At 55.8% G+C, this 22,451-nt stretch carries 34 protein-coding genes; 33 read left to right on the top strand and 1 reads right to left on the bottom strand.

The annotated features are described in order from the left end of the window. Window positions 1-7 precede the first annotated feature (7 nt). From tuf to bfr, 31 genes are all read left to right on the top strand, one after another. Window positions 8-1,201, top strand: coding sequence for an elongation factor Tu (gene tuf / locus POF45_RS12760; RefSeq protein ID WP_007896660.1), 1,194 nt, complete (start codon window positions 8-10; stop codon window positions 1,199-1,201). A gap of 157 nt (window positions 1,202-1,358) precedes the next feature. After that, a complete protein-coding gene (rpsJ, locus tag POF45_RS12755; protein WP_003186070.1) occupies window positions 1,359-1,670 on the top strand; it encodes a 30S ribosomal protein S10 in 312 nt (103 codons plus the stop codon). Between the two features lie 80 nt (window positions 1,671-1,750). Next, a complete protein-coding gene (rplC, locus tag POF45_RS12750) occupies window positions 1,751-2,386 on the top strand; it encodes a 50S ribosomal protein L3 (RefSeq protein WP_003186059.1) in 636 nt (211 codons plus the stop codon). Window positions 2,387-2,398: 12 nt separating this feature from the next. Beyond that, on the top strand, window positions 2,399-3,001 hold the full coding sequence (gene rplD / locus POF45_RS12745) for a 50S ribosomal protein L4 (RefSeq protein WP_007896707.1): 603 nt from the start codon (window positions 2,399-2,401) through the stop codon (window positions 2,999-3,001). Then, window positions 2,998-3,297 carry a 50S ribosomal protein L23 gene (gene rplW, locus POF45_RS12740; RefSeq protein ID WP_002555488.1) on the top strand — a complete coding sequence of 100 codons (300 nt, stop codon included), beginning with the start codon at window positions 2,998-3,000 and terminating at the stop codon, window positions 3,295-3,297. The genes rplD and rplW overlap by 4 nt, the downstream gene beginning before the upstream one ends. A gap of 14 nt (window positions 3,298-3,311) precedes the next feature. Then, a complete protein-coding gene (gene rplB / locus POF45_RS12735) occupies window positions 3,312-4,136 on the top strand; it encodes a 50S ribosomal protein L2 (RefSeq protein ID WP_003176423.1) in 825 nt (274 codons plus the stop codon). Window positions 4,137-4,152: 16 nt separating this feature from the next. Further along, window positions 4,153-4,428, top strand: a complete 276-nt coding sequence (gene rpsS, locus POF45_RS12730) for a 30S ribosomal protein S19 (protein ID WP_002555486.1) — start codon at window positions 4,153-4,155, stop codon at window positions 4,426-4,428. 13 nt (window positions 4,429-4,441) lie between these two features. Further along, window positions 4,442-4,774, top strand: a complete 333-nt coding sequence (gene rplV, locus POF45_RS12725) for a 50S ribosomal protein L22 (protein ID WP_003103908.1) — start codon at window positions 4,442-4,444, stop codon at window positions 4,772-4,774. Window positions 4,775-4,787: 13 nt separating this feature from the next. After that, a complete protein-coding gene (gene rpsC / locus POF45_RS12720) occupies window positions 4,788-5,474 on the top strand; it encodes a 30S ribosomal protein S3 (protein ID WP_003176422.1) in 687 nt (228 codons plus the stop codon). A 12-nt stretch (window positions 5,475-5,486) separates the two neighbouring features. After that, a complete protein-coding gene (gene rplP, locus POF45_RS12715; protein WP_259496974.1) occupies window positions 5,487-5,900 on the top strand; it encodes a 50S ribosomal protein L16 in 414 nt (137 codons plus the stop codon). After that, window positions 5,900-6,091, top strand: a complete 192-nt coding sequence (gene rpmC / locus POF45_RS12710) for a 50S ribosomal protein L29 (RefSeq protein ID WP_259496973.1) — start codon at window positions 5,900-5,902, stop codon at window positions 6,089-6,091. Before rplP ends, rpmC begins: the two co-directional genes overlap by 1 nt. A 2-nt stretch (window positions 6,092-6,093) precedes the next feature. After that, window positions 6,094-6,360: a 30S ribosomal protein S17 gene (rpsQ, locus tag POF45_RS12705; protein ID WP_003176419.1), complete on the top strand. Its 267-nt coding sequence runs from the start codon at window positions 6,094-6,096 to the stop codon at window positions 6,358-6,360. 23 nt (window positions 6,361-6,383) lie between these two features. Continuing rightward, complete coding sequence (gene rplN, locus POF45_RS12700) at window positions 6,384-6,752, top strand: 50S ribosomal protein L14 (RefSeq protein WP_002555479.1); 369 nt, start codon at window positions 6,384-6,386, stop codon at window positions 6,750-6,752. Between the two features lie 11 nt (window positions 6,753-6,763). Further along, window positions 6,764-7,078, top strand: a complete 315-nt coding sequence (gene rplX / locus POF45_RS12695) for a 50S ribosomal protein L24 (RefSeq protein ID WP_003176416.1) — start codon at window positions 6,764-6,766, stop codon at window positions 7,076-7,078. A 20-nt stretch (window positions 7,079-7,098) separates the two neighbouring features. Then, window positions 7,099-7,638 (top strand): 50S ribosomal protein L5, encoded by a 540-nt coding sequence (gene rplE, locus POF45_RS12690; protein WP_003176415.1) that lies wholly within the window; start codon window positions 7,099-7,101, stop codon window positions 7,636-7,638. 13 nt (window positions 7,639-7,651) lie between these two features. After that, window positions 7,652-7,957, top strand: coding sequence for a 30S ribosomal protein S14 (rpsN, locus tag POF45_RS12685; RefSeq protein WP_003176414.1), 306 nt, complete (start codon window positions 7,652-7,654; stop codon window positions 7,955-7,957). 208 nt (window positions 7,958-8,165) lie between these two features. Further along, a complete protein-coding gene (gene rpsH, locus POF45_RS12680) occupies window positions 8,166-8,558 on the top strand; it encodes a 30S ribosomal protein S8 (RefSeq protein ID WP_003186040.1) in 393 nt (130 codons plus the stop codon). A 12-nt stretch (window positions 8,559-8,570) separates the two neighbouring features. Beyond that, the gene (gene rplF / locus POF45_RS12675; RefSeq protein WP_003176412.1) at window positions 8,571-9,104 is read left to right on the top strand and encodes a 50S ribosomal protein L6; all 534 of its coding nucleotides are present in this window, start codon (window positions 8,571-8,573) and stop codon (window positions 9,102-9,104) included. A 10-nt stretch (window positions 9,105-9,114) separates the two neighbouring features. After that, complete coding sequence (gene rplR, locus POF45_RS12670; protein WP_003186037.1) at window positions 9,115-9,465, top strand: 50S ribosomal protein L18; 351 nt, start codon at window positions 9,115-9,117, stop codon at window positions 9,463-9,465. 3 nt (window positions 9,466-9,468) lie between these two features. Beyond that, a complete protein-coding gene (rpsE, locus tag POF45_RS12665) occupies window positions 9,469-9,969 on the top strand; it encodes a 30S ribosomal protein S5 (RefSeq protein WP_007943782.1) in 501 nt (166 codons plus the stop codon). A gap of 2 nt (window positions 9,970-9,971) precedes the next feature. Then, window positions 9,972-10,148 carry a 50S ribosomal protein L30 gene (gene rpmD, locus POF45_RS12660; RefSeq protein ID WP_003186033.1) on the top strand — a complete coding sequence of 59 codons (177 nt, stop codon included), beginning with the start codon at window positions 9,972-9,974 and terminating at the stop codon, window positions 10,146-10,148. Between the two features lie 3 nt (window positions 10,149-10,151). Next, the gene (gene rplO / locus POF45_RS12655; RefSeq protein ID WP_007896782.1) at window positions 10,152-10,589 is read left to right on the top strand and encodes a 50S ribosomal protein L15; all 438 of its coding nucleotides are present in this window, start codon (window positions 10,152-10,154) and stop codon (window positions 10,587-10,589) included. After that, complete coding sequence (gene secY / locus POF45_RS12650; protein WP_003228718.1) at window positions 10,590-11,918, top strand: preprotein translocase subunit SecY; 1,329 nt, start codon at window positions 10,590-10,592, stop codon at window positions 11,916-11,918. 28 nt (window positions 11,919-11,946) lie between these two features. Next, window positions 11,947-12,063, top strand: coding sequence for a 50S ribosomal protein L36 (gene rpmJ, locus POF45_RS12645; protein ID WP_002555468.1), 117 nt, complete (start codon window positions 11,947-11,949; stop codon window positions 12,061-12,063). 130 nt (window positions 12,064-12,193) lie between these two features. Further along, complete coding sequence (gene rpsM / locus POF45_RS12640; RefSeq protein WP_003186020.1) at window positions 12,194-12,550, top strand: 30S ribosomal protein S13; 357 nt, start codon at window positions 12,194-12,196, stop codon at window positions 12,548-12,550. Window positions 12,551-12,580: 30 nt separating this feature from the next. Next, complete coding sequence (gene rpsK, locus POF45_RS12635) at window positions 12,581-12,970, top strand: 30S ribosomal protein S11 (protein WP_002555466.1); 390 nt, start codon at window positions 12,581-12,583, stop codon at window positions 12,968-12,970. A gap of 18 nt (window positions 12,971-12,988) precedes the next feature. After that, window positions 12,989-13,609 (top strand): 30S ribosomal protein S4, encoded by a 621-nt coding sequence (rpsD, locus tag POF45_RS12630; protein ID WP_003210056.1) that lies wholly within the window; start codon window positions 12,989-12,991, stop codon window positions 13,607-13,609. A gap of 22 nt (window positions 13,610-13,631) precedes the next feature. Then, entirely contained in the window at window positions 13,632-14,633 is a 1,002-nt protein-coding gene (locus tag POF45_RS12625) for a DNA-directed RNA polymerase subunit alpha (protein ID WP_003186012.1), read from the top strand. A 42-nt stretch (window positions 14,634-14,675) separates the two neighbouring features. Beyond that, complete coding sequence (gene rplQ / locus POF45_RS12620; RefSeq protein ID WP_007896790.1) at window positions 14,676-15,062, top strand: 50S ribosomal protein L17; 387 nt, start codon at window positions 14,676-14,678, stop codon at window positions 15,060-15,062. 239 nt (window positions 15,063-15,301) lie between these two features. Further along, window positions 15,302-16,756, top strand: a complete 1,455-nt coding sequence (locus POF45_RS12615; RefSeq protein WP_282315799.1) for a catalase — start codon at window positions 15,302-15,304, stop codon at window positions 16,754-16,756. 149 nt (window positions 16,757-16,905) lie between these two features. Further along, window positions 16,906-17,370, top strand: coding sequence for a bacterioferritin (bfr, locus tag POF45_RS12610; protein WP_259496958.1), 465 nt, complete (start codon window positions 16,906-16,908; stop codon window positions 17,368-17,370). Window positions 17,371-17,433: 63 nt separating this feature from the next. Here bfr and uvrA read toward each other — a convergent pair whose 3' ends face one another. Continuing rightward, a complete protein-coding gene (gene uvrA, locus POF45_RS12605) occupies window positions 17,434-20,268 on the bottom strand; it encodes an excinuclease ABC subunit UvrA (RefSeq protein ID WP_259496956.1) in 2,835 nt (944 codons plus the stop codon). Window positions 20,269-20,459: 191 nt separating this feature from the next. On the opposite strand from uvrA, the gene POF45_RS12600 reads away from it, so the two are divergent. Then, window positions 20,460-21,857, top strand: a complete 1,398-nt coding sequence (locus POF45_RS12600) for an MFS transporter (protein ID WP_282315798.1) — start codon at window positions 20,460-20,462, stop codon at window positions 21,855-21,857. 9 nt (window positions 21,858-21,866) lie between these two features. After that, complete coding sequence (locus tag POF45_RS12595; RefSeq protein WP_259496953.1) at window positions 21,867-22,397, top strand: single-stranded DNA-binding protein; 531 nt, start codon at window positions 21,867-21,869, stop codon at window positions 22,395-22,397. Window positions 22,398-22,451: the final 54 nt, after the last annotated feature.

Below are 22,451 nucleotides of genomic sequence, written 5' to 3'. Positions count from 1 at the left end.
AATTGTCGTGGCTAAAGAAAAATTTGACCGTACCCTCCCGCACGTCAACGTTGGCACCATTGGTCACGTTGACCACGGTAAAACCACGCTGACCGCAGCACTGACTCGCGTCTGCTCCGAAGTTTTCGGCTCGGCCGTTGTTGCTTTCGATAAAATCGACAGCGCTCCGGAAGAGAAGGCTCGTGGTATCACCATCAACACCGCGCACGTTGAATACAACTCGCTGATCCGTCACTACGCTCACGTTGACTGCCCAGGTCACGCTGACTATGTGAAGAACATGATCACCGGTGCTGCTCAGATGGACGGCGCTATTCTGGTTTGTTCGGCCGCTGATGGTCCGATGCCACAAACCCGTGAGCACATCCTGCTGTCCCGTCAGGTTGGCGTTCCGTACATCGTTGTCTTCCTGAACAAGGCTGACATGGTTGACGACGCTGAGCTGCTGGAACTGGTTGAGATGGAAGTGCGCGATCTGCTGAGCACTTACGACTTCCCAGGCGACGACACTCCGATCATCATCGGTTCCGCTCTGATGGCTCTGAACGGCCAAGATGACAACGAAATGGGCACCACTGCCGTTCGTAAACTGGTTGAGACCCTGGACAGCTACATTCCAGATCCAGTTCGTGTTATCGACAAGCCGTTCCTGATGCCAATCGAAGACGTGTTCTCGATCTCCGGTCGCGGTACTGTTGTAACTGGCCGTATCGAGCGCGGTATCGTCAAGGTTCAGGATCCACTGGAAATCGTTGGTCTGCGTGACACTACCGTCACCACCTGCACCGGTGTTGAAATGTTCCGTAAGCTGCTCGACGAAGGTCGTGCTGGCGAGAACTGCGGCGTTCTGCTGCGTGGTACCAAGCGTGACGACGTTGAGCGTGGCCAGGTTCTGGTTAAGCCAGGTTCGGTTAAGCCGCACACCAAGTTCGAAGCTGAAGTCTACGTTCTGAGCAAAGAAGAAGGCGGTCGTCACACTCCGTTCTTCAAAGGCTACCGTCCACAGTTCTACTTCCGTACTACTGACGTGACTGGTAACTGCGAGCTGCCAGAAGGCGTTGAAATGGTAATGCCAGGCGACAACATCAAAATGGTTGTCACCCTGATCAAAACCATCGCAATGGAAGACGGTCTGCGTTTCGCTATCCGTGAAGGCGGTCGTACCGTCGGCGCTGGCGTCGTAGCCAAAATCATCGAGTAAGCTCTTTTTTGAGTAAGCTTTGATGAGTTGAAAAAGCCTCCGCCTAGCGGGGGCTTTTTTATTGGGTTGACACCCATCTGGGGCGTCTATAGAATTGCGCCTCCTTTTAACGGGCGTATTGCGCTCGCTGGGAATAGCAGCCGGAGTCTGAAATCCAATGCAAAATCAGCAAATCCGTATCAGGTTGAAGGCTTTTGACCATCGCCTGATCGACCAATCCACCCAGGAAATCGTGGAAACCGCGAAACGTACTGGTGCTCAAGTGCGTGGTCCAATTCCACTGCCTACCCGTAAAGAGCGGTTCACCGTTCTGGTCTCCCCGCACGTCAACAAAGACGCGCGTGACCAGTACGAGATCCGTACTCATAAGCGCGTTCTGGACATCGTCCAGCCAACGGATAAAACCGTTGATGCTCTTATGAAGCTTGATCTTGCGGCCGGTGTGGAAGTGCAGATCAGCCTCGGCTAAGACTCGGTCTTAGTCGTGTAACGCTCTGAAATGGGCGGCCATAGCGGGTGAAAGCCCCGTACACTCATGAGGTTTACAACATGACTATTGGTGTAGTCGGTCGTAAATGCGGTATGACCCGTATTTTCACCGAAGAAGGTGTCTCCATTCCGGTCACGGTCATTGAGATCGAGCCGAATCGCGTCACCCAGTTCAAAACTGAAGAGACCGATGGCTATCGTGCAGTGCAAGTCACTGTAGGCGAGCGTCGTGCTTCGCGTGTTACAGCTGCTCAGGCTGGCCACTTCGCTAAAGCGAACGTTGCCGCTGGTCGTACCGTAATGGAATTCCGCCTTGAAGAAGGCGAGTACCAGGCCGGCGATCTGATCAACGCTGAAATCTTCGCCGCTGGTCAACTGGTTGATGTAACCGGTCAGTCCAAAGGTAAAGGCTTCCAGGGTACGATCAAGCGTTGGAATTTCCGCGGGCAAGATAACACCCACGGTAACTCCGTATCCCACCGCGTCCCAGGCTCTATCGGCCAGTGCCAGACTCCTGGTCGTGTATTCAAGGGCAAAAAAATGTCCGGTCATATGGGCGCTGAGCGCGTGACCGTGCAGTCCCTCGAAGTAGTGCGCGTGGACGCTGAACGCAATCTGTTGTTGGTCAAGGGCGCTGTTCCTGGCGCTACTGGCGGCAACTTGGTTGTACGTCCAGCAGCCAAGGCTCGCGGTTAAGGGGAAGCTGACATGCAATTAAATGTAAATGACGCTCAAGCGATCGAAGTTTCCGAACTGACATTTGGCGGCGAATTCAACGAGACGCTCGTTCACCAAGCAGTCGTGGCCTACATGGCCGGCGGCCGTCAAGGTAGCAAGCAGCAAAAGACCCGTTCCGACGTTCGTGGTGGCGGTAAGCGCCCATGGCGTCAGAAAGGTACTGGCCGTGCTCGTGCCGGTACTATCCGTAGCCCAATCTGGCGTGGCGGCGGTACCACTTTCGCAGCTCGTCCTCAGGATCACACCCAGAAGCTGAACAAGAAGATGTATCGCGCAGCAATGCGTTCCATCCTTGCTGAGCTGGTGCGTACTGATCGTCTGGTTGTGGTTCAGGACTTCGCTGTTGATGCACCGAAGACCAAAGATCTGCTGAACAAACTGACCGGCATGGGCCTGACTGACGTCTTGATCGTGTCTGAAGTGGTTGATCAGAACCTGTACCTGGCTGCTCGCAACCTGCCACACGTTGATGTACGTGACGTGCAAGGTTCCGATCCAGTTAGTCTGATCGCATACGACAAGGTGTTGATCACCGTGTCGGCCGTGAAGAAATTCGAGGAGCTGCTGGGATGAACCAGGAACGCGTATTTAAAGTTCTGCTTGGCCCGCACGTTTCCGAGAAGGCTACGGTTCTGGCTGACAAGAAAGGCCAGTTCGTTTTCAAGGTTGCGACTGACGCAACCAAGCTGGAAATCAAGAAGGCCGTCGAAAGCCTGTTCAGCGTGAAAGTAGAGCGTGTTACTACCCTGAATGTTCTGGGTAAGAGCAAGCGCACTGCTCGCGGTCTGGGCAAGCGTAATGACTGGAAGAAGGCAGTTATCTCCCTTCAGCCAGGCCAAGATCTCGATTTCAGCAGCAGTGCTGAGTAAGGAAGGGGTGCATCATGGCAATCGTTAAATGCAAACCGACTTCCCCTGGCCGCCGTTTTGTGGTCAAGGTGGTCAACCAGGAGCTGCATAAAGGCGCTCCTCACGCACCGCTGCTCGAGAAAAAATCGAAGACTGGTGGTCGTAACAACAATGGTCGTATTACCACTCGTCACATCGGTGGTGGCCATAAGCAGCATTATCGTCTGGTCGATTTCCGTCGCAACGACAAAGATGGCATCTCTGCCACTGTCGAGCGTATTGAATACGATCCAAACCGTACTGCTCACATCGCTCTGCTGCTGTACGCAGATGGCGAGCGTCGCTACATCATCGCCCCTAAAGGCGTGAGTGCTGGTGACCAGCTGATCGCAGGTGCTTTGGCGCCGATCAAGCCGGGCAACGCTCTGCAACTGCGTAACATTCCAGTTGGTAGCACCGTACACGGCATCGAATTGAAGCCAGGTAAAGGCGCACAAATCGCTCGTTCCGCTGGTGCTTCGGCTCAGCTGATCGCTCGTGAAGGTGTCTACGTGACCCTGCGTCTGCGTTCTGGTGAGATGCGTAAAGTGCTGGCTGAATGCCGCGCGACCCTGGGTGAAGTCTCGAACTCCGAGCACAGCCTGCGTTCGCTGGGTAAAGCTGGTGCCAAACGCTGGCGTGGCGTTCGCCCAACCGTTCGTGGTGTTGCCATGAACCCGGTTGACCACCCACATGGTGGTGGTGAAGGTCGTACCTCTGGTGGTCGTCATCCGGTATCGCCATGGGGCTTCCCGACTAAGGGCGCGAAGACTCGTGGTAATAAGCGTACCGACAAAATGATCGTCCGTCGTCGCAAGTAAATAGAGGGATACGACAGTGCCACGTTCTCTGAAAAAAGGTCCTTTTATTGATCTTCACCTACTGAAGAAGATCGAAGTGGCGGCGGAAAAGAACGATCGCAAACCAGTTAAGACCTGGTCGCGTCGTTCGATGATCCTGCCACAAATGGTCGGTCTGACCATCGCAGTACACAACGGTCGTCAACATGTCCCAGTTCTCGTGAACGAAGACATGGTCGGCCACAAACTGGGCGAGTTTGCCGGTACCCGCACTTATCGTGGGCACGTGGCAGACAAGAAAGCCAAGCGTTAAGGGGTAAGGAACGATGGAAGTAGCCGCTAAGTTGTCGGGCGCTCGAATCTCCGCCCAGAAAGCCCGCTTGGTCGCCGACCAGATCCGCGGGAAGAAGGTGGGCGAAGCGCTCAACCTGTTGGCTTTCAGCAGTAAGAAAGCCGCCGAGATCATGAAGAAAGTGCTGGAGTCGGCCGTAGCCAACGCCGAGCATAACGAAGGCGCAGACGTTGATGACCTTAAAGTCAGCACCGTTTTCGTCAACGAAGGGCGTTCGCTGAAGCGCATCATGCCACGTGCCAAAGGCCGTGCTGATCGCATCGTCAAGCGGTCTTGCCATATCACTGTCAAGGTTGCTGACAAGTAACGGAGTCGAAGAGATGGGTCAGAAAGTACATCCCATTGGCATTCGCCTGGGAATCGTCAAGGAGCACACCTCCGTCTGGTACGCAGACGGTCGGACTTATGCGGACTATTTGTTCGCTGATCTGAAGGTGCGTGAGTATCTCCAAGACAAACTAAAAAGCGCGTCCGTAAGCCGTATCGATATCCATCGTCCGGCCCAAACTGCACGTATCACCATCCACACCGCTCGTCCAGGTATCGTTATCGGGAAGAAAGGTGAAGATGTTGAGAAACTGCGTCAGGACCTGACCAAGCAAATGGGTGTGCCTGTGCACATCAATATCGAAGAGATCCGCAAGCCGGAGCTTGACGGTATGCTGGTTGCGCAGAGCGTAGCTCAGCAGCTGGAGCGTCGTGTAATGTTCCGTCGCGCTATGAAGCGCGCTGTTCAGAACGCCATGCGCATTGGTGCCAAAGGCATCAAAATCCAAGTGAGCGGTCGTCTCGGCGGTGCTGAAATCGCACGTACTGAATGGTATCGCGAAGGTCGTGTGCCACTGCACACCCTGCGTGCCGACATCGACTATGCCAACTACGAAGCTCACACCACTTACGGTGTGATCGGTGTAAAGGTTTGGATCTTCAAAGGCGAAGTAATTGGTGGTCGCCAAGAAGAACTGAAACCACAAGCACCAGCGCCTCGTAAAAAAGCTGCTAAGTAAGGGGTACGCCAAATGTTGCAACCAAAGCGTACGAAGTTCCGCAAGCAGATGACAGGCCACAACCGTGGTCTGGCACAGCGCGGTAGCAAAGTCAGCTTCGGCGAGTTCGCGCTGAAGTCTGTAGCTCGTGGTCGTCTCACCGCTCGTCAGATCGAGTCAGCGCGTCGTGCACTGACCCGTCACGTTAAACGTGGCGGCAAGATCTGGATCCGTGTATTCCCGGACAAGCCTATTTCCAAAAAGCCCCTCGAAGTTCGTATGGGTAAAGGTAAGGGTAGTGTGGAGTACTGGGTTGCCCAGATTCAGCCAGGCAAAGTCCTGTATGAAATCGAGGGTGTTTCTGAAGAGTTGGCGCGTGAGGCTTTCGCCCTGGCTGCTGCAAAGCTGCCTCTCGCCACCTCGTTCGTTAAACGGACGGTGATGTGATGAAAGCGAAAGAACTTCGTGAACAAACCGCAGAGCAGCTGAACGAGCGCAAGCTTGGCCTGCTGCGCGACCAGTTCAATCTGCGTATGCAGAAAGCAACTGGCCAGTTGGGGCAGTCTCACCTGCTCCGGCAAGTTAAGCGCGACATCGCTCGCGTGGAAACTGTGCTCACACAGCAGGCAGGTAAGTAATCATGGCTGAAGCCGAAAAAACCGTCCGTACGCTGACTGGCCGTGTTGTCAGCGACAAAATGGACAAGACCATCACCGTTCTGATCGAGCGTCGCGTAAAGCACCCGATCTACGGTAAATACGTTAAGCGTTCGACTAAGCTGCACGCGCACGACGAAACCAATCAGTGCCACATCGGCGACAAAGTCACTATTCGTGAAACTCGTCCTTTGGCCAAGACTAAGTCTTGGGCGCTGGTTGATGTTCTCGAACGCGCTGTGGAAGTCTAAGGACTAGGGGTCGGAGAAATTATATGATTCAGACTCAATCCATGCTCGATGTGGCCGATAACAGCGGCGCTCGCCGTGTTATGTGCATCAAGGTGCTGGGTGGCTCCCATCGTCGTTACGCTGGTATCGGTGACATCATCAAGGTTACCGTGAAGGAAGCAATTCCTCGCGGTAAAGTGAAAAAAGGCCAAGTGATGACTGCTGTTGTAGTCCGCACTCGTCACGGCGTACGTCGTGCTGATGGCTCCATTATCCGCTTTGATGGCAACGCTGCTGTTCTTCTGAACAACAAGCAAGAGCCGATCGGCACCCGTATCTTTGGGCCAGTGACCCGTGAACTTCGTACTGAGAAGTTCATGAAGATCGTCTCGCTCGCCCCAGAAGTGCTGTAAGGAGATCCGACATGCAAAAGATTCGTCGTGACGACGAGATCATCGTGATCGCCGGCAAAGACAAAGGTAAGCGCGGTAAGGTGCTTAAGGTTCTCGCGAATAACCGTCTGGTTATTGGCGGTCTGAACCTGGTTAAGCGTCATACCAAGCCTAACCCGATGTCGGGCGTACAAGGCGGTATCGTCGAAAAAGAAGCTCCACTGGACGCTTCTAACGTCGCCATTTTCAACGGCGAAACCAACAAGGCTGATCGCGTTGGTTTCAAGGTAGAAGACGGCAAGAAAATTCGTGTCTTCAAGTCGACCCAAAAAGCGGTTGATGCTTGAACACTGCTAGGTAGAAGACCATGGCACGACTAAAAGAGATTTACTGGAAGGAAATCGCACCGAAGCTTAAGGAAGAACTTAAGCTTTCGAACGTGATGGAAGTTCCACGCGTTACAAAGATCACCCTGAACATGGGTCTGGGCGAAGCGGTCGGTGACAAAAAAGTCATCGAGCACGCTGTTGCTGACCTGGAAAAGATCACCGGTCAGAAAGTCGTTGTGACTTACGCTCGGAAATCCATCGCTGGCTTTAAAGTCCGTGAAGGTTGGCCGATCGGCGTCAAAGTGACCCTGCGCCGTGAGCGTATGTATGAATTCCTGGATCGTCTGCTGTCGATCTCCCTGCCTCGGGTTCGCGACTTCCGCGGCCTGAATGCCAAGTCCTTCGATGGTCGTGGTAACTACAGCATGGGCGTTAAAGAGCAGATCATCTTCCCGGAAATCGACTACGACAAGATCGATGCTCTCCGCGGTCTGGACATTACCCTGACCACCACTGCCAAGAACGATGATGAAGGTCGCGCTCTGCTGCGCGCTTTCAAATTCCCGTTCCGCAACTGATTGGAGTAGGAAAATGGCCAAGATGAGCATGAAAAACCGCGAGCTGAAGCGTCAGCTCACGGTTGCCAAGTACGCCAAAAAGCGTGCAGCACTGAAAGCTATCATCGTTGATCTGAACGCAAGTCCAGAAGCGCGTTGGGAAGCTACAGTAGCTCTGCAGAAGCAGCCACGTGACGCAAGCGCTTCGCGCATGCGTAACCGCTGCCGCCTGACCGGTCGTCCACACGGCGTTTACCGCAAGTTCGGCCTTGGCCGTAACAAACTGCGTGAAGCGGCAATGCGTGGTGACGTACCTGGTCTGGTTAAAGCCAGCTGGTAAGCACTATCAAAGTCTCGGTGGTCGGATTCGCAAGATACTGACCATCGGTGACCTTGAACTTGAATCAAGCCCCTTTTGGGGCTTGATTCATTTGTGGGGTGTGTCTAGAATACCCGGCTCGCCTGAGCCCGTGCTTTTTTCGTGCGGATGCCTCGGCGACACGTAGTAGCCGCAAGGCTAATTTTTTTGTATTAGGAGCGTCTAGCCCATGAGTATGCAGGACCCGTTAGCGGACATGCTAACTCGAATCCGTAATGCCCAGATGGCTGAAAAGTCCGTCGTAAGCATGCCATCTTCTACTTTGAAGGTAGCTGTTGCCAAAGTCCTGAAGGACGAAGGTTACATCGCGGGTTATCAGATCAGCAGCGAAATCAAACCACTGCTGTCTATCGAGCTGAAATATTTCGAAGGCCGTCCGGTCATCGAAGAAGTGAAGCGCGTTAGCCGTCCAGGCCTGCGTCAGTACAAGTCCGTCGATGATCTGCCGAAAGTTCGTGGCGGTCTCGGTGTGTCTATCGTCTCCACCAACAAAGGTGTGATGACGGATCGTGCTGCGCGCGCTGCCGGTGTCGGCGGCGAAGTTCTTTGCACTGTGTTCTAAGGGGGGATAAGCATGTCACGCGTCGCTAAGAACCCCGTTAAGCTGCCAGCCGGTGTCGAAGTCAAATTCGCAGGCCAACAGCTTTCGGTGAAGGGTGCCAAGGGCACTCTCGAACTGAACATCCATTCGTCCGTTGAGATCGTTGAAGAAGCTGGTGAGCTGCGTTTCGCTGCTCGCAATGGCGATCAACAAACTCGCGCAATGGCTGGTACCACTCGTGCGTTGGTAAACAACATGGTCCAAGGCGTAAGCCAAGGCTTCGAGCGCAAGCTCCAGCTGGTCGGTGTTGGTTACAAAGCGCAAGCAAAAGGCACAGTGCTGAACCTGGCTCTTGGCTTCTCGCACCCAGTGGATTATGAACTGCCGGAAGGCATCACCGCTGAGACTCCTAGCCAGACCGATATCCTGATCAAGGGCATCGATAAGCAGCTGGTAGGTCAAGTGGCCGCCGAGATCCGCGACTTCCGTCCACCAGAGCCGTACAAAGGCAAAGGTGTGCGCTACGCGGACGAAGTCGTCCGTCGTAAAGAAGCCAAGAAGAAGTAGGGCATAGCAAATGACCGACAAAAAAGTTACTCGACTGCGTCGCGCTCGCAAAGCACGCCTGAAAATGCACGAACTCGAAGTCGTGCGTCTCTGCGTGTTCCGTTCGTCGCAGCACATCTACGCCCAGGTCATTTCGGCCGACGGCAACAAAGTCCTGGCATCTGCCTCGACTTTGGATAAAGAACTGCGTGATGGCGCCACTGGCAACATCGACGCGGCCACTAAGGTTGGCCAGCTGGTCGCTACGCGTGCAAAAGCCGCTGGCGTCTCGCAGGTGGCTTTCGACCGCTCTGGCTTCAAGTACCACGGCCGCGTCAAGGCGCTGGCTGATGCTGCTCGTGAAGCTGGGCTGGAGTTCTAAGTTATGTCAAATAACGACCAAAAGCGCGACGAAGGCTACATTGAGAAGCTGGTTCAAGTTAACCGCGTAGCCAAAACCGTAAAAGGCGGCCGTATCTTCACTTTCACCGCGTTGACCGTGGTTGGTGATGGTAAAGGGCGTGTTGGCTTCGGCCGTGGCAAGTCACGTGAAGTGCCTGCCGCGATCCAGAAGGCAATGGAAGCTGCTCGTCGCAACATGATCCAAGTTGATCTGAACGGCACCACGCTGCAGTACGCAATGAAGTCCGGTCACGGCGCTTCGAAGGTGTACATGCAGCCTGCTTCTGAAGGTACCGGTATCATCGCTGGCGGCGCTATGCGTGCTGTCCTCGAAGTTGCTGGCGTTCAGAACGTTCTGGCCAAGTGCTACGGCTCGACTAACCCGGTAAACGTGGTTCACGCCACTTTCAAAGGTTTGAAAGCTATGCAGTCTCCTGAGTCCATTGCCGCCAAGCGTGGCAAAAGCGTCAAGGAGATCTTCTGATCATGGCTACCGTTAAAGTTACGCTGATCAAAAGCATGACCGGCCGCATCCCTAACCACAAATTGTGCGTTAAGGGTCTGGGTCTGCGTCGCATCGGTCACACTGTAGAAGTACTTGATACTCCCGAGAATCGCGGGATGATCAACAAGGCTTACTACATGCTGCGTGTCGAGGGTTAATCGATGAAACTCAATGATCTGAGTCCAGCGCCGGGTTCCCGTCGCGAAAAGCATCGTCCGGGCCGTGGTATCGGTAGTGGTTTGGGCAAGACCGGTGGCCGTGGCCACAAAGGTCAGTCCTCCCGCTCCGGTGGCACCATTGCTCCAGGCTTTGAAGGCGGTCAACAGCCGCTGCATCGTCGCCTGCCGAAGTTCGGTTTCGTTTCCCTGAAAGCCATGGACCGCGCAGAAGTGCGTCTGTCCGAGCTGGCTAAAGTGGAAGGCGACATCGTCACCGTGCAGTCCCTGAAAGATGCCAACGTGATCAACGTCAACGTACAGCGTGTGAAAATCATGCTGTCCGGCGAAGTTACTCGCGCTGTCACAATCGGCAAGGGAATCGGCGCCACCAAAGGTGCGCGTGCGGCTATCGAAGCAGCTGGCGGCAAGTTCGAGGAATAAATGGCTAAGCAAGGTGCTCTCTCTGCGCTCGGCAAAGGCGGTATGTCTGAACTCTGGGCTCGTCTGCGTTTTCTGTTCCTGGCGATTATCGTCTACCGAATAGGCGCACACATCCCGGTTCCAGGTATTAACCCGGACCGACTCGCGGACCTGTTTCGACAGAATGAGGGGACCATTCTTAGCTTGTTCAACATGTTTTCCGGCGGCGCGCTGGAACGGATGAGTATCTTTGCACTGGGGATCATGCCGTACATTTCGGCATCGATCATCATGCAACTGATGACCGCCGTCAGCCCGCAGCTGGAGCAGTTGAAGAAGGAAGGTGAAGCTGGCCGTCGCAAGATCAGCCAGTACACCCGCTACGGCACTGTCGTCCTCGCTCTCGTTCAGGCAATTGGCATGTCCATTGGTCTGGCGGGGCAGGGCGTTGCGTTCACTGGTGACTTTGGCTTCCATTTCGTCGCGGTATCCACTTTTGTGGCTGGTGCGATGTTCATGATGTGGCTGGGTGAGCAGATTACTGAGCGTGGTGTTGGCAACGGTATCTCGATGTTGATTTTTTCGGGTATCGTCGCCGGTCTTCCGAGAGCGATCGGGCAGTCTTTCGAGTCTGCACGTCAGGGTGATATCAACATTTTCGCCCTGGTTGCCATCGGTTTGCTGGCAGTAGCGATTATCGGTTTCGTGGTGTTCATTGAGCGTGGTCAGCGTCGTATTGCTGTTCACTACGCCAAGCGTCAGCAGGGCCGCAAGGTGTTTGCTGCGCAGACTAGCCACTTGCCGCTGAAGGTGAACATGGCCGGCGTTATTCCGGCTATTTTCGCGAGCAGCATTTTGCTGTTCCCGGCTTCGTTGGGTGCCTGGTTTGGTCAGTCTGAAGGTATGGGCTGGTTGCAGGACATCTCGCAGTCGATCGCTCCTGGTCAGCCGTTGAATATTCTGCTGTTTAGTGCAGGGATTATTTTCTTCTGCTTCTTCTATACGGCGTTGATGTTCAATCCGAAAGACGTAGCGGAAAACCTGAAGAAGTCCGGTGCCTTTATTCCGGGCATCCGTCCAGGCGAGCAGTCTGCGCGCTACATTGATGGCGTTCTGACTCGTTTGACCATGTTCGGTGCTCTTTACATGACGGCCGTGTGCCTGCTGCCCCAGTTCCTGGTGGTTGCAGCAAACGTACCGTTCTACCTTGGCGGGACCTCGTTGCTGATCGTCGTCGTGGTTGTGATGGACTTCATGTCCCAAGTACAATCGCACCTCGTTTCGCACCAGTACGAATCCCTGATGAAGAAAGCCAACCTGAAGGGCTACGGCAGCGGCATGTTGCGCTGAGTACCCCATAAGGTTCGAGGAGTTGGTGATGAAAGTTCGTGCATCGGTGAAAAAGCTGTGCCGTAACTGCAAGATTATTCGCCGCGAAGGTGTTGTTCGAGTAATTTGCAGCGCGGAACCGCGTCACAAACAGCGCCAAGGCTGAGTGTGATTGTGCTTCAAGCCCGGCAGCTAGTGCGCTGCCGGGTTGATTATTTGTTATTACAGCGATATTATCTCGCGCCCTATTTCTTGGCTTCCGGGGCGTAGGTAGCTGTCAATTGGAGTCCCACTGAATGGCCCGTATTGCAGGCGTTAACATTCCAGATAACAAGCATACTGTTATCTCGCTGACCTACATCTATGGTGTTGGTCGCACTACTGCACAGAAAATTTGTGCAGTGACTGGGGTAAACCCAGCAGCAAAGATCAAAGATCTGAGCGACGAGCAGATTGAACAGCTGCGTGGCGAAGTGGCGAAGTTCACCACTGAAGGTGACCTGCGTCGCGAAATCAACATGAAAATCAAGCGTTTGATGGACCTCGGTTGCTATCGCGGTCTGCGTCATCGTCGTGGTCTTCCAGTGCGCGGTCAGCGTACCAAGACTAACGCGCGTACCCGTAAAGGTCCGCGTAAGCCGATCCGCAAGTAATCGCCCCAGCGAATCGACAGGAAATTAATCATGGCAAAACCTGCTGCTCGTCCTCGTAAAAAAGTTAAAAAGACAGTGGTTGATGGCATCGCCCACATCCATGCTTCTTTTAACAACACCATCGTGACCATTACCGACCGTCAAGGTAACGCTCTTTCCTGGGCTACCTCCGGTGGTTCGGGTTTCCGCGGTTCCCGCAAGTCCACCCCGTTTGCTGCTCAAGTAGCTGCTGAACGTGCTGGTCAAGCTGCGCTGGAATATGGCCTGAAAAACCTCGACGTTAACGTCAAAGGTCCAGGTCCAGGTCGTGAATCCGCAGTCCGCGCTTTGAATGGCTGTGGCTACAAGATCGCCAGCATCACCGACGTGACGCCAATCCCGCACAACGGGTGCCGTCCGCCGAAGAAGCGCCGCGTGTAATCCAGGAGATTGTAAAGAATGGCTCGTTACATTGGTCCAAAATGCAAACTCGCTCGTCGTGAAGGCACCGATCTCTTTCTGAAGAGCGGCGTGCGCGCGATCGAATCGAAGTGCAACATTGAAGCAGCACCTGGTATCCACGGCCAACGCCGCGGTCGCCAGTCCGATTACGGCACCCAACTGCGTGAAAAGCAGAAGGTCCGTCGTATCTACGGCGTTCTCGAGCGTCAATTCAGCGGCTACTACAAAGAAGCTGCTGGCAAGAAAGGTGCAACCGGCGAAAACCTGTTGCAACTGCTCGAATGCCGTCTGGACAACGTTGTATACCGTATGGGTTTTGGCTCTACTCGTGCCGAATCCCGTCAGCTGGTATCGCACAAATCCGTAAGCGTTAACGGTCAGACCGTCAACGTGCCGTCGTACCAGGTTCGTGCTGGTGACGTGGTCGCGATTCGCGAGAAAGCAAAGAACCAACTTCGCATTGTCCAAGCTCTCGATCTGTGTGCCCAACGTGGCCGCGTAGAATGGGTAGAAGTAGACACTGAGAAGAAGTCGGGCGTTTTCAAGAACGTTCCAGCTCGCAGTGATCTGTCCGCCGACATCAACGAAAGCCTGATTGTCGAGCTCTACTCCAAGTAAGGGCTAGAAAATAGGTGCATCCATGCAGATTTCGGTAAATGAGTTCCTGACACCCCGCCATATTGATGTGCAGGTTGTCAGTCCAACCCGCGCCAAGATCACTCTCGAGCCTCTCGAGCGTGGTTTTGGCCACACCCTGGGCAACGCGCTGCGACGCATCCTGTTGTCCTCAATGCCCGGCTGTGCAGTAGTCGAGGCCGAGATTGACGGTGTGCTCCACGAGTACAGCGCCATCGAAGGTGTACAGGAAGACGTAATTGAAATCCTGTTGAACCTTAAAGGTCTGGCTATCAAGCTGCACGGCCGTGACGAAGTTACGCTGACCTTGTCGAAGAAGGGTTCGGGGGTGGTTACCGCTGCCGATATTCAGCTGGATCATGATGTCGAGATCGTTAACCCCGATCACGTAATCGCTAACCTGGCGTCTAACGGCGCCCTGAACATGAAGCTCACCGTAGCTCGTGGTCGTGGTTATGAACCGGCAGACTCGCGTCAGAGCGATGAAGACGAAAGCCGCAGCATCGGTCGCTTGCAGCTTGACTCTTCGTTCAGCCCGGTTCGCCGTATCGCATACGTGGTGGAAAACGCCCGTGTCGAGCAGCGTACTAACCTGGACAAGCTGGTTATTGATCTGGAAACCAACGGTACTCTGGATCCTGAAGAGGCTATTCGCCGCGCTGCAACCATTCTGCAACAGCAGTTGGCTGCGTTCGTCGACCTCAAAGGTGACAGTGAGCCAGTGGTTGTTGAGCAGGAAGACGAGATTGATCCGATCCTGCTTCGCCCGGTTGACGATCTGGAACTGACTGTACGTTCGGCTAACTGCCTTAAGGCGGAAAACATCTACTACATCGGTGACCTGATTCAGCGTACCGAAGTAGAGCTGTTGAAGACTCCGAACCTTGGCAAGAAATCCTTGACTGAAATCAAGGACGTTCTGGCCTCCCGCGGTCTGTCCCTCGGCATGCGCCTCGACAACTGGCCGCCTGCAAGTCTTAAGAAGGACGACAAGGCGACTGCCTGATCGTCGTAATCACCGAACGTTGTGTTTGGTAAGGAATGAACCATGCGTCATCGTAAAAGTGGTCGTCACCTGAGCCGCACCAGCTCGCACCGCAAGGCCATGTTTCAAAACATGGCGGTGTCGCTGTTCGAGCACGAGCTGATCAAAACTACACTGCCGAAAGCTAAAGAACTGCGCCGCGTTGCTGAGCCGCTGATCACTTTGGCCAAGACAGACAGCCTGGCTAACCGCCGTCTGGCTTTCGACCGTACCCGTTCGAAAGCTATCGTTGGTAAGCTCTTCAACGACCTGGGCAAGCGTTACGCTACCCGTGAGGGTGGCTACCTGCGCATCCTCAAGTGCGGCTTCCGCACTGGCGACAACGCGCCTATGGCGTACGTCGAGTTGGTTGATCGTCCAGTTGGCGGTGAAGCTGTATCCGCTGAGTAAGACGTCAGTCTGAAACAAAGAACCGGGCCTAGTGCCCGGTTTTTTGTGTCTGCAAGTAATGCGCTGTTTATACAAGCTTCTCTCCAGTTCGTGCCGTCAGTATGTGAGCGGGATTGTTGTTAGTATTTTTCTATTGATGTCCTCAAATTAATGAATTTGTAGATGCTCCGATCAATGGTCAATACTCCCTCCCAAGCCGATTAGCCGGCAGTTCCATGACTGACTGAGGAAGAGATCGCATGAGCCAAAATAAAACGCTTACCACCGCCAGCGGCGCTCCCGTCGCCGACAACCAGAATTCCCGTTCCGCCGGCCCTCGTGGCCCGCTGCTGCTCGACGACTTTCACCTGATCGAGAAGCTGGCCCACTTCAACCGTGAAAACATCCCTGAACGCCGCGTACACGCCAAGGGTTCGGGTGCTTACGGCACGTTCACGGTTACCCGTGATATCACCCAGTACACCAGCGCCAAGCTGTTCGAATCGGTCGGCAAGCAAACCCCTACGTTCCTGCGGTTCTCCACCGTCGGCGGTGAGCGTGGTTCGGCTGATACCGAACGTGATCCACGTGGTTTTGCCCTGAAGTTCTATACCGAAGAAGGTAATTGGGACATCGTTGGCAACAACACGCCCGTGTTCTTCATCCGTGATCCACTGAAATTCCCGGATTTTATCCACACCCAAAAACGTCTGCCGCAAAGCAACCTGAAAAGTGCGCAGATGATGTGGGACTTCTGGTCGCACTCGCCTGAGGCGCTGCACCAGGTCACTATCCTGTTCTCAGACCGTGGCATCCCTGATGGCTATCGCCACATGCACGGCTTCGGCAGCCACACCTATAGCTTGATCAGCGCGAATGGCGAGCGCCATTGGGTGAAGTGGCACTACAAGACCCGGCAGGGGATCAAGAACCTGGCACCGGCAGAAGCTGCTCGTTTGGCCGGCACTGACCCGGACTACGCCCAGCGCGATCTGTTTGGCGCCATTGAGCGCGGTGATTTCCCGAAATGGCGGGTGTGCATCCAGATCATGACCGAAGCCCAGGCAGCGGCACATTACGAGAACCCATTTGACGTGACCAAGACCTGGTCGCAGAAAGAATTCCCGCTGATCGAAGTGGGTGAACTGGAGCTCAACCGCAACCCACAGAACTACTTTGCTGAAGTCGAGCAAGCGGCATTCGGCCCAAGCAATATGGTCCCTGGCGTCGGCCTGTCACCTGATCGGATGCTGCAAGGTCGCGTATTCGCTTACGCCGATGCGCATCGCTACCGTGTTGGCACCAATCACCAGCAATTGCCGGTGAATGCGCCGCGCAGCCCGGTCAACAGCTACCAGCGCGATGGCTCGATGGCATTCGGCAGTAATGGTGGCGCAGCGCCTAACTATGAGCCCAACAGCTACGTCGAATCGCCGAAGCAGGCGCCTCGTTATGCTGAGCCTGCCTTGGCCCTGAGCGGTGCCGCCGATCGTTACGATCACCGCGAAGACACTGATTACTACAGTCACGCGGGTGCGCTGTTCCGTCTGATGAGCGATGAGCAGAAAAAGCTGCTGGTCAGCAACATTGCCGGTGCCATGGCCGGGGTTTCCAGCGACGTGATTGATCGCCAGTTGCAGCATTTCTACAGGGCCGACCCGGCGTATGGAGAAGCAATCGCAAAGGCACTCAACGTACAGCTTAACGAAGTCTAAACGAGAAGCAGAACCGCCCTCATTTGGGCGGTTTTTGCGTTATTTAAACTACTTTTCTCAGAATATCTTCGCTTTTATCGCGCAATCGGCGTGACCAAACGGTCGGGTTGGTTCAAACTACAGACTTTCAAGCAGGGAGATGTAGGGCGATGCAAGGCCACCCAGACGTAATCGATTACCTCAACACGTTGCTGACCGGCGAGTTGGCAGCGCGTGATCAATATTTCATCCATTCGCGGATGTACGAGGACTGGGGTTTTACCGAGCTCTACGAACGTATCAACCACGAGATGGAAGAAGAGGCGCAGCACGCTGACGCCTTGATGCGTCGCATCCTGATGCTCGAAGGCACGCCACGTATGCGTCCCGACGACCTGGATGTCGGCACCACCGTGCCGGATATGCTCGCTGCCGACTTGCGTCTTGAATACAAAGTCCGCGCTGCTCTGTGCAAAGGCATTGAGCTTTGCGAGCTGCACAAGGACTACGTTAGCCGCGAGATTCTTCGCGTTCAGTTGAACGATACCGAAGAAGATCACACCTACTGGCTGGAGAAGCAGTTGGGTCTGATCAAGCTGATCGGTCTGGAGAATTACCTGCAATCGCAGTTCTGATTCACAGACAACAAAAAGCCCCTGTCACCCATAAAGTGACAGGGGCTTTTTCATGGCCTCGATTCAGGCCTTGTCGCGAGCCAGCAGCGGCTTGAGATAGAAGCCGGTGTGCGACTGCTTCATCTCCGATACTTCTTCCGGTGTACCAACCGCAATGATCTGGCCACCCTTGGAGCCGCCTTCCGGCCCCAGGTCCACCAACCAGTCGGCAGTCTTGATCACGTCCAGGTTGTGCTCGATCACCACCACAGTGTTGCCGTGATCGCGCAGTCGATGCAGTACATCGAGCAGTTGCTGAATGTCCGCGAAGTGCAACCCGGTGGTTGGCTCATCAAGGATATACAGCGTCTTGCCGGTATCACGCTTGGACAGCTCGCGGGACAGTTTCACCCGTTGAGCTTCACCGCCGGACAACGTAGTCGCCGACTGCCCAAGCTTGATGTACGACAGACCGACGTCCATCAGCGTCTGCAGCTTGCGCGCCAGCGCCGGCACCGCGTCGAAGAACTCCCGGGCTTCCTCGATGGTCATCTCAAGGGTTTCGTGGATGTTCTTGCCCTTGTATTTGATCTCAAGGGTTTCACGGTTGTAGCGCTTGCTCTTGCACACGTCGCACGGCACATAGATGTCCGGCAGGAAGTGCATTTCCACCTTGATCAGGCCATCGCCCTGACACGCTTCGCAGCGCCCGCCCTTAACGTTGAAAGAGAAGCGCCCCGGCCCGTAACCCCGCGAGCGAGATTCCGGAACACCGGCGAACAGCTCGCGAATCGGCGTGAACAGCCCGGTGTAGGTGGCCGGGTTCGAGCGCGGTGTACGACCGATAGGGCTCTGGTCGATGTCCACGACCTTGTCCAGATGCTCCAGGCCCTTGATGCTGTCGTGCGCCGCGGCCTCAAGCGTCGTCGCACCGTTCAGTGCGGTCGCGCTCAGGGGGAACAGCGTATTGTTGATCAGCGTCGATTTGCCCGAACCGGATACACCGGTCACGCAAGTCAGCAGGCCCAGCGGGATTTCCAGATCGACATTGCGCAGGTTGTTGCCGCGCGCGCCCTTGAGCGACAGGGTCATTTTTTTGTTACGCGGTGTGCGTTTGGCCGGTACTGCGATTTTCACCCGGCCTGACAAATACTTGCCGGTCAGCGAGTCCGGGTGTGCCATGACTTCGGCTGGCGTGCCTTCGGCGACGATATGCCCACCATGCACGCCGGCACCAGGGCCGATGTCCACGACATAATCGGCAAGACGAATGGCGTCTTCGTCATGCTCGACCACGATCACCGTGTTGCCGATATCCCGCAGATGCTTGAGGGTACCCAGCAAACGGTCGTTGTCTCGCTGATGCAGACCGATCGATGGTTCATCAAGGATGTACAGCACGCCTACCAAACCGGCGCCGATCTGACTGGCCAGACGAATACGCTGGGCTTCACCGCCAGACAGGGTGTCGGCGCTGCGATCCAGCGACAAGTAGTCGAGCCCCACATTGACCAGAAACTGCAGGCGCTCGCGGATCTCCTTGAGAATCTTGTCGGCGATTTCACCGCGACGGCCAGTCAGCTTCAGCACGCCGAAATATTCGCACGCATCGCCAATCGGCAGGTTCGTCACCGCCGGCAGCGTTTTCTCGCCCACCCACACATGCCGCGCCTCACGACGCAGGCGGGTGCCACGGCAATCCGGGCAAGGCTGAGTACTGAGGAACTTGGCCAGCTCTTCACGCACCGAGGCGGACTCGGTCTCGCGGTAGCGGCGTTCCAGGTTGGGCACGATGCCTTCGAACGGGTGAGAGCGCTTGACGATGTCGCCACGGTCATTCAGGTACTTGAAGTCGACATTCTGCGAGCCGCTGCCGTGCAGGATGTATTTCTGCTGATCGGCCGGCAGGTCGTTGAACGGCACTTCCAGGCTGAATTTGTAGTGCGAGGCTAGCGACCCGAGCATCTGGAAGTAATAGACGTTACGCCGGTCCCAGCCGCGTATCGCCCCCTCGGCCAGGGTGAGTTCGCCATTGACCAGTCGCTTGATGTCGAAGAACTGCTTCACCCCCAGGCCATCGCACGTCGGACAGGCGCCGGCCGGGTTGTTGAAGGAGAACAGCTTGGGTTCCAGTTCGCTGATGGCGTGACCGCAGATCGGGCAGGCAAAACGGGCGGAGAAAATCATCTCTTCGCCAGGCTCGTCGTCCATCGGCGCCACCAGGGCAATACCGTCTGCCAGCTTCAGCGCGGTCTCGAACGATTCGGCCAGACGTTGTTGCAGATCGGCGCGAACCTTGAAGCGGTCCACGACGACATCAATCGAATGCTTCTTCTGTTTATCCAGCTTCGGCAACTCGTCCAGCTCGCAGAGCCGGCCGTTGACCCGTGCCCGGACGAAACCCTGGGCGCGCAGTTCTTCGAAGACTGACAGGTGCTCGCCTTTACGCTCACGGATCACTGGCGCCAGCAGCATCAATTTGCTGCCCTCCGGCTGGGCGAGGACCAGGTCGACCATCTGGCTGACAGTTTGCGCTTCCAGCGGAATATCGTGATCCGGGCAGCGTGGAATACCGACGCGGGCATAGAGCAGACGCAGGTAATCGTAGATTTCGGTGATGGTGCCGACCGTCGAGCGCGGGTTGTGCGAGGTCGACTTCTGTTCGATGGAAATGGCTGGCGACAGACCTTCGATGGTGTCGACGTCAGGCTTTTCCATCATCGACAGGAACTGCCGGGCGTAGGCCGACAGCGACTCGACATAGCGGCGCTGACCTTCGGCGTACAGCGTGTCGAAGGCCAGGGACGACTTGCCGGATCCGGACAGGCCGGTGATGACGATCAGCTTGTCCCGTGGCAGGGTCAGGTCGATGTTCTTCAGGTTGTGGGTTCGGGCCCCACGAATCAGGATCTTGTCCAAAGTGGCCTCGCTTGGCGGGCGTCGAAAACGTAGGAGTATACGGCCAAATACTGGATGGATGCACACTATCAAATGAGCCGGGCGCAGCCTTGTATGAAGACTGCGTCATCTATACGCGTCAAAGCGTCGCGATGTACCCCGTCAATCGATGGGACTGGTAGAATCGCCGCCGGTTCACATGAGGTTATTCCATGCACGATCCCCACAGCGAACGCATGAGTGGCAGCGAGACCCGCGCAGCAAGCGGTCTGGCCCTGGTGTTCGCCTTCCGTATGCTTGGCATGTTCATGGTGTTGCCGGTCCTGGCGACCTATGGCATGGATCTGGCTGGAGCGACCCCGGCCCTTATCGGGCTGGCGATTGGCGCTTATGGCCTGACCCAGGCGCTTTTCCAGATTCCGTTCGGGATCATTTCCGACCGTATCGGCCGCCGCCCGGTGATTTACCTGGGGCTGATCGTCTTTGCCCTCGGCAGTGTACTGGCGGCGAATGCCGATTCGATCTGGGGCGTGATTGCCGGGCGCGTCCTGCAGGGCGCCGGGGCGATTTCCGCCGCGGTCATGGCCTTGCTGTCGGACCTGACTCGCGAGCAACACCGGACCAAGGCCATGGCCATGATTGGCATGACCATCGGTCTGTCGTTCGCCGTCGCCATGGTGGTCGGGCCGCTGCTGACCCGCGCCTTCGGCCTGTCGGGGCTGTTCCTGGCCACGGGCGGCATGGCCTTGTTCGGCATCGTCATCGTGATGTTCATGGTGCCCAAGTCCACCGGGCCGTTGCAGCATCGCGAGTCTGGCGTCGCCCGGCAGGCCTTGTTGCCGACGCTCAAACATCCGGACCTGCTGCGCCTGGACCTGGGCATTTTTGTGTTGCACGCGATGTTGATGTCGAGCTTCGTCGCCTTGCCCCTGGCGCTGGTCGAAAAAGCCGGCCTGCCCAAGGAGCAGCACTGGTGGGTGTACCTGACTGCACTGCTGATTTCTTTCTTCGCCATGATCCCGTTCATCATTTACGGCGAGAAGAAACGCAAAATGAAACGAGTTTTATTGGGCGCGGTGCTGACGCTGATGCTCACTGAGCTATTCTTCTGGAAGTTCGGCGACAGCCTGCGCGCTTTGGTGATCGGGACGGTGGTGTTCTTTACCGCGTTCAACTTGCTGGAGGCATCGCTGCCATCGCTGATCAGCAAGGTTTCACCCGCGGGCGGCAAGGGCACGGCGATGGGGGTTTATTCCACCAGCCAGTTCCTTGGTTCGGCACTCGGCGGCATCCTCGGCGGCTGGCTGTTCCAGCACGGCGGTTTGTCGGTTGTGTTCCTTGGATGCGCCGGCCTGGCTGCACTTTGGCTGGCCTTTGCTGTTACCATGCGCGAACCACCCTACGTGACGAGCCTGCGCTTGCCGTTATCGCCCGAGGCGATCCGCGAAGCGGGTCTGGTCGAGCGCCTGAAGGCCGTTGTAGGGGTAACAGATGCGGTTGTGGTTGCTGATGAAGCGGCCATTTACATCAAATTGGACACCGAACTATTGGATCGCACCGCCCTCGAACGCCTGGTGAACAACCCGGCACCGACAGCGTGCGAAGCCTAGGAGAACGTTATGGCCCGTGGGGTTAACAAAGTCATATTGGTCGGCACTTGCGGCCAGGATCCCGAAGTTCGCTACTTGCCTAACGGTAACGCCGTGACCAACCTGAGTCTGGCGACCAGCGAACAGTGGACTGACAAGCAAACCGGTCAGAAGGTCGAGAAGACCGAATGGCACCGTGTATCGATGTTCGGCAAAGTGGCCGAAATTGCTGGCGAATACCTGCGTAAAGGTTCGCAGGTCTACATCGAAGGCAAGTTGCAAACCCGCGAGTGGGAAAAAGACGGCATCAAGCGTTACACCACTGAAATCGTGGTCGACATGCAAGGCACCATGCAACTGCTGGGCGGCCGTCCACAGCAGGGCGACCAACAAGCCGGTGGCAACAACTACCAGCAGTCGGCGCCACGTCAGCAAGCTCCGCGTCCGCAGCAGTCGGCACCGCAACAGTCCGCGCCACAGCAGTCGCGCCCGGCTCCTCAGCAAGCCGCACCGCAACCGGCTCCGGATTTCGACAGCTTTGATGACGATATCCCGTTCTGATTTATAGCTTTAATCGGTAACAAACAAAAAGGCCCGGCGCTCTCAGCGTCGGGC

The sequence above is a fragment of the Pseudomonas fungipugnans genome (genome assembly GCF_029955235.1).
GTDB lineage: Bacteria > Pseudomonadota > Gammaproteobacteria > Pseudomonadales > Pseudomonadaceae > Aquipseudomonas > Aquipseudomonas fungipugnans.
The sequence above is the reverse complement of the archived record's forward strand: the minus strand, read 5'-3'. Positions and strand labels throughout refer to the sequence as shown.

Excerpts from the sequence above, each read along its gene's own strand:
- rpsJ (WP_003186070.1), top strand. The coding sequence starts at position 1,359 with ATGCAAAATCAGCAAATCCGTATCAGGTTGAAGGCTTTTGACCATCGC.
- rplC (WP_003186059.1), top strand. The coding sequence starts at position 1,751 with ATGACTATTGGTGTAGTCGGTCGTAAATGCGGTATGACCCGTATTTTC.
- rplD (WP_007896707.1), top strand. The coding sequence starts at position 2,399 with ATGCAATTAAATGTAAATGACGCTCAAGCGATCGAAGTTTCCGAACTG.
- rplW (WP_002555488.1), top strand. The coding sequence starts at position 2,998 with ATGAACCAGGAACGCGTATTTAAAGTTCTGCTTGGCCCGCACGTTTCC.
- rplB (WP_003176423.1), top strand. The coding sequence starts at position 3,312 with ATGGCAATCGTTAAATGCAAACCGACTTCCCCTGGCCGCCGTTTTGTG.
- rplV (WP_003103908.1), top strand. The coding sequence starts at position 4,442 with ATGGAAGTAGCCGCTAAGTTGTCGGGCGCTCGAATCTCCGCCCAGAAA.
- rpsC (WP_003176422.1), top strand. The coding sequence starts at position 4,788 with ATGGGTCAGAAAGTACATCCCATTGGCATTCGCCTGGGAATCGTCAAG.
- rplP (WP_259496974.1), top strand. The coding sequence starts at position 5,487 with ATGTTGCAACCAAAGCGTACGAAGTTCCGCAAGCAGATGACAGGCCAC.
- rpmC (WP_259496973.1), top strand. The coding sequence starts at position 5,900 with ATGAAAGCGAAAGAACTTCGTGAACAAACCGCAGAGCAGCTGAACGAG.
- rpsQ (WP_003176419.1), top strand. The coding sequence starts at position 6,094 with ATGGCTGAAGCCGAAAAAACCGTCCGTACGCTGACTGGCCGTGTTGTC.
- rplN (WP_002555479.1), top strand. The coding sequence starts at position 6,384 with ATGATTCAGACTCAATCCATGCTCGATGTGGCCGATAACAGCGGCGCT.
- rplX (WP_003176416.1), top strand. The coding sequence starts at position 6,764 with ATGCAAAAGATTCGTCGTGACGACGAGATCATCGTGATCGCCGGCAAA.
- rplE (WP_003176415.1), top strand. The coding sequence starts at position 7,099 with ATGGCACGACTAAAAGAGATTTACTGGAAGGAAATCGCACCGAAGCTT.
- rpsN (WP_003176414.1), top strand. The coding sequence starts at position 7,652 with ATGGCCAAGATGAGCATGAAAAACCGCGAGCTGAAGCGTCAGCTCACG.
- rpsH (WP_003186040.1), top strand. The coding sequence starts at position 8,166 with ATGAGTATGCAGGACCCGTTAGCGGACATGCTAACTCGAATCCGTAAT.
- rplF (WP_003176412.1), top strand. The coding sequence starts at position 8,571 with ATGTCACGCGTCGCTAAGAACCCCGTTAAGCTGCCAGCCGGTGTCGAA.
- rplR (WP_003186037.1), top strand. The coding sequence starts at position 9,115 with ATGACCGACAAAAAAGTTACTCGACTGCGTCGCGCTCGCAAAGCACGC.
- rpsE (WP_007943782.1), top strand. The coding sequence starts at position 9,469 with ATGTCAAATAACGACCAAAAGCGCGACGAAGGCTACATTGAGAAGCTG.
- rpmD (WP_003186033.1), top strand. The coding sequence starts at position 9,972 with ATGGCTACCGTTAAAGTTACGCTGATCAAAAGCATGACCGGCCGCATC.
- rplO (WP_007896782.1), top strand. The coding sequence starts at position 10,152 with ATGAAACTCAATGATCTGAGTCCAGCGCCGGGTTCCCGTCGCGAAAAG.
- secY (WP_003228718.1), top strand. The coding sequence starts at position 10,590 with ATGGCTAAGCAAGGTGCTCTCTCTGCGCTCGGCAAAGGCGGTATGTCT.
- rpmJ (WP_002555468.1), top strand. The coding sequence starts at position 11,947 with ATGAAAGTTCGTGCATCGGTGAAAAAGCTGTGCCGTAACTGCAAGATT.
- rpsM (WP_003186020.1), top strand. The coding sequence starts at position 12,194 with ATGGCCCGTATTGCAGGCGTTAACATTCCAGATAACAAGCATACTGTT.
- rpsK (WP_002555466.1), top strand. The coding sequence starts at position 12,581 with ATGGCAAAACCTGCTGCTCGTCCTCGTAAAAAAGTTAAAAAGACAGTG.
- rpsD (WP_003210056.1), top strand. The coding sequence starts at position 12,989 with ATGGCTCGTTACATTGGTCCAAAATGCAAACTCGCTCGTCGTGAAGGC.
- POF45_RS12625 (WP_003186012.1), top strand. The coding sequence starts at position 13,632 with ATGCAGATTTCGGTAAATGAGTTCCTGACACCCCGCCATATTGATGTG.
- rplQ (WP_007896790.1), top strand. The coding sequence starts at position 14,676 with ATGCGTCATCGTAAAAGTGGTCGTCACCTGAGCCGCACCAGCTCGCAC.
- POF45_RS12615 (WP_282315799.1), top strand. The coding sequence starts at position 15,302 with ATGAGCCAAAATAAAACGCTTACCACCGCCAGCGGCGCTCCCGTCGCC.
- bfr (WP_259496958.1), top strand. The coding sequence starts at position 16,906 with ATGCAAGGCCACCCAGACGTAATCGATTACCTCAACACGTTGCTGACC.
- POF45_RS12600 (WP_282315798.1), top strand. The coding sequence starts at position 20,460 with ATGCACGATCCCCACAGCGAACGCATGAGTGGCAGCGAGACCCGCGCA.
- POF45_RS12595 (WP_259496953.1), top strand. The coding sequence starts at position 21,867 with ATGGCCCGTGGGGTTAACAAAGTCATATTGGTCGGCACTTGCGGCCAG.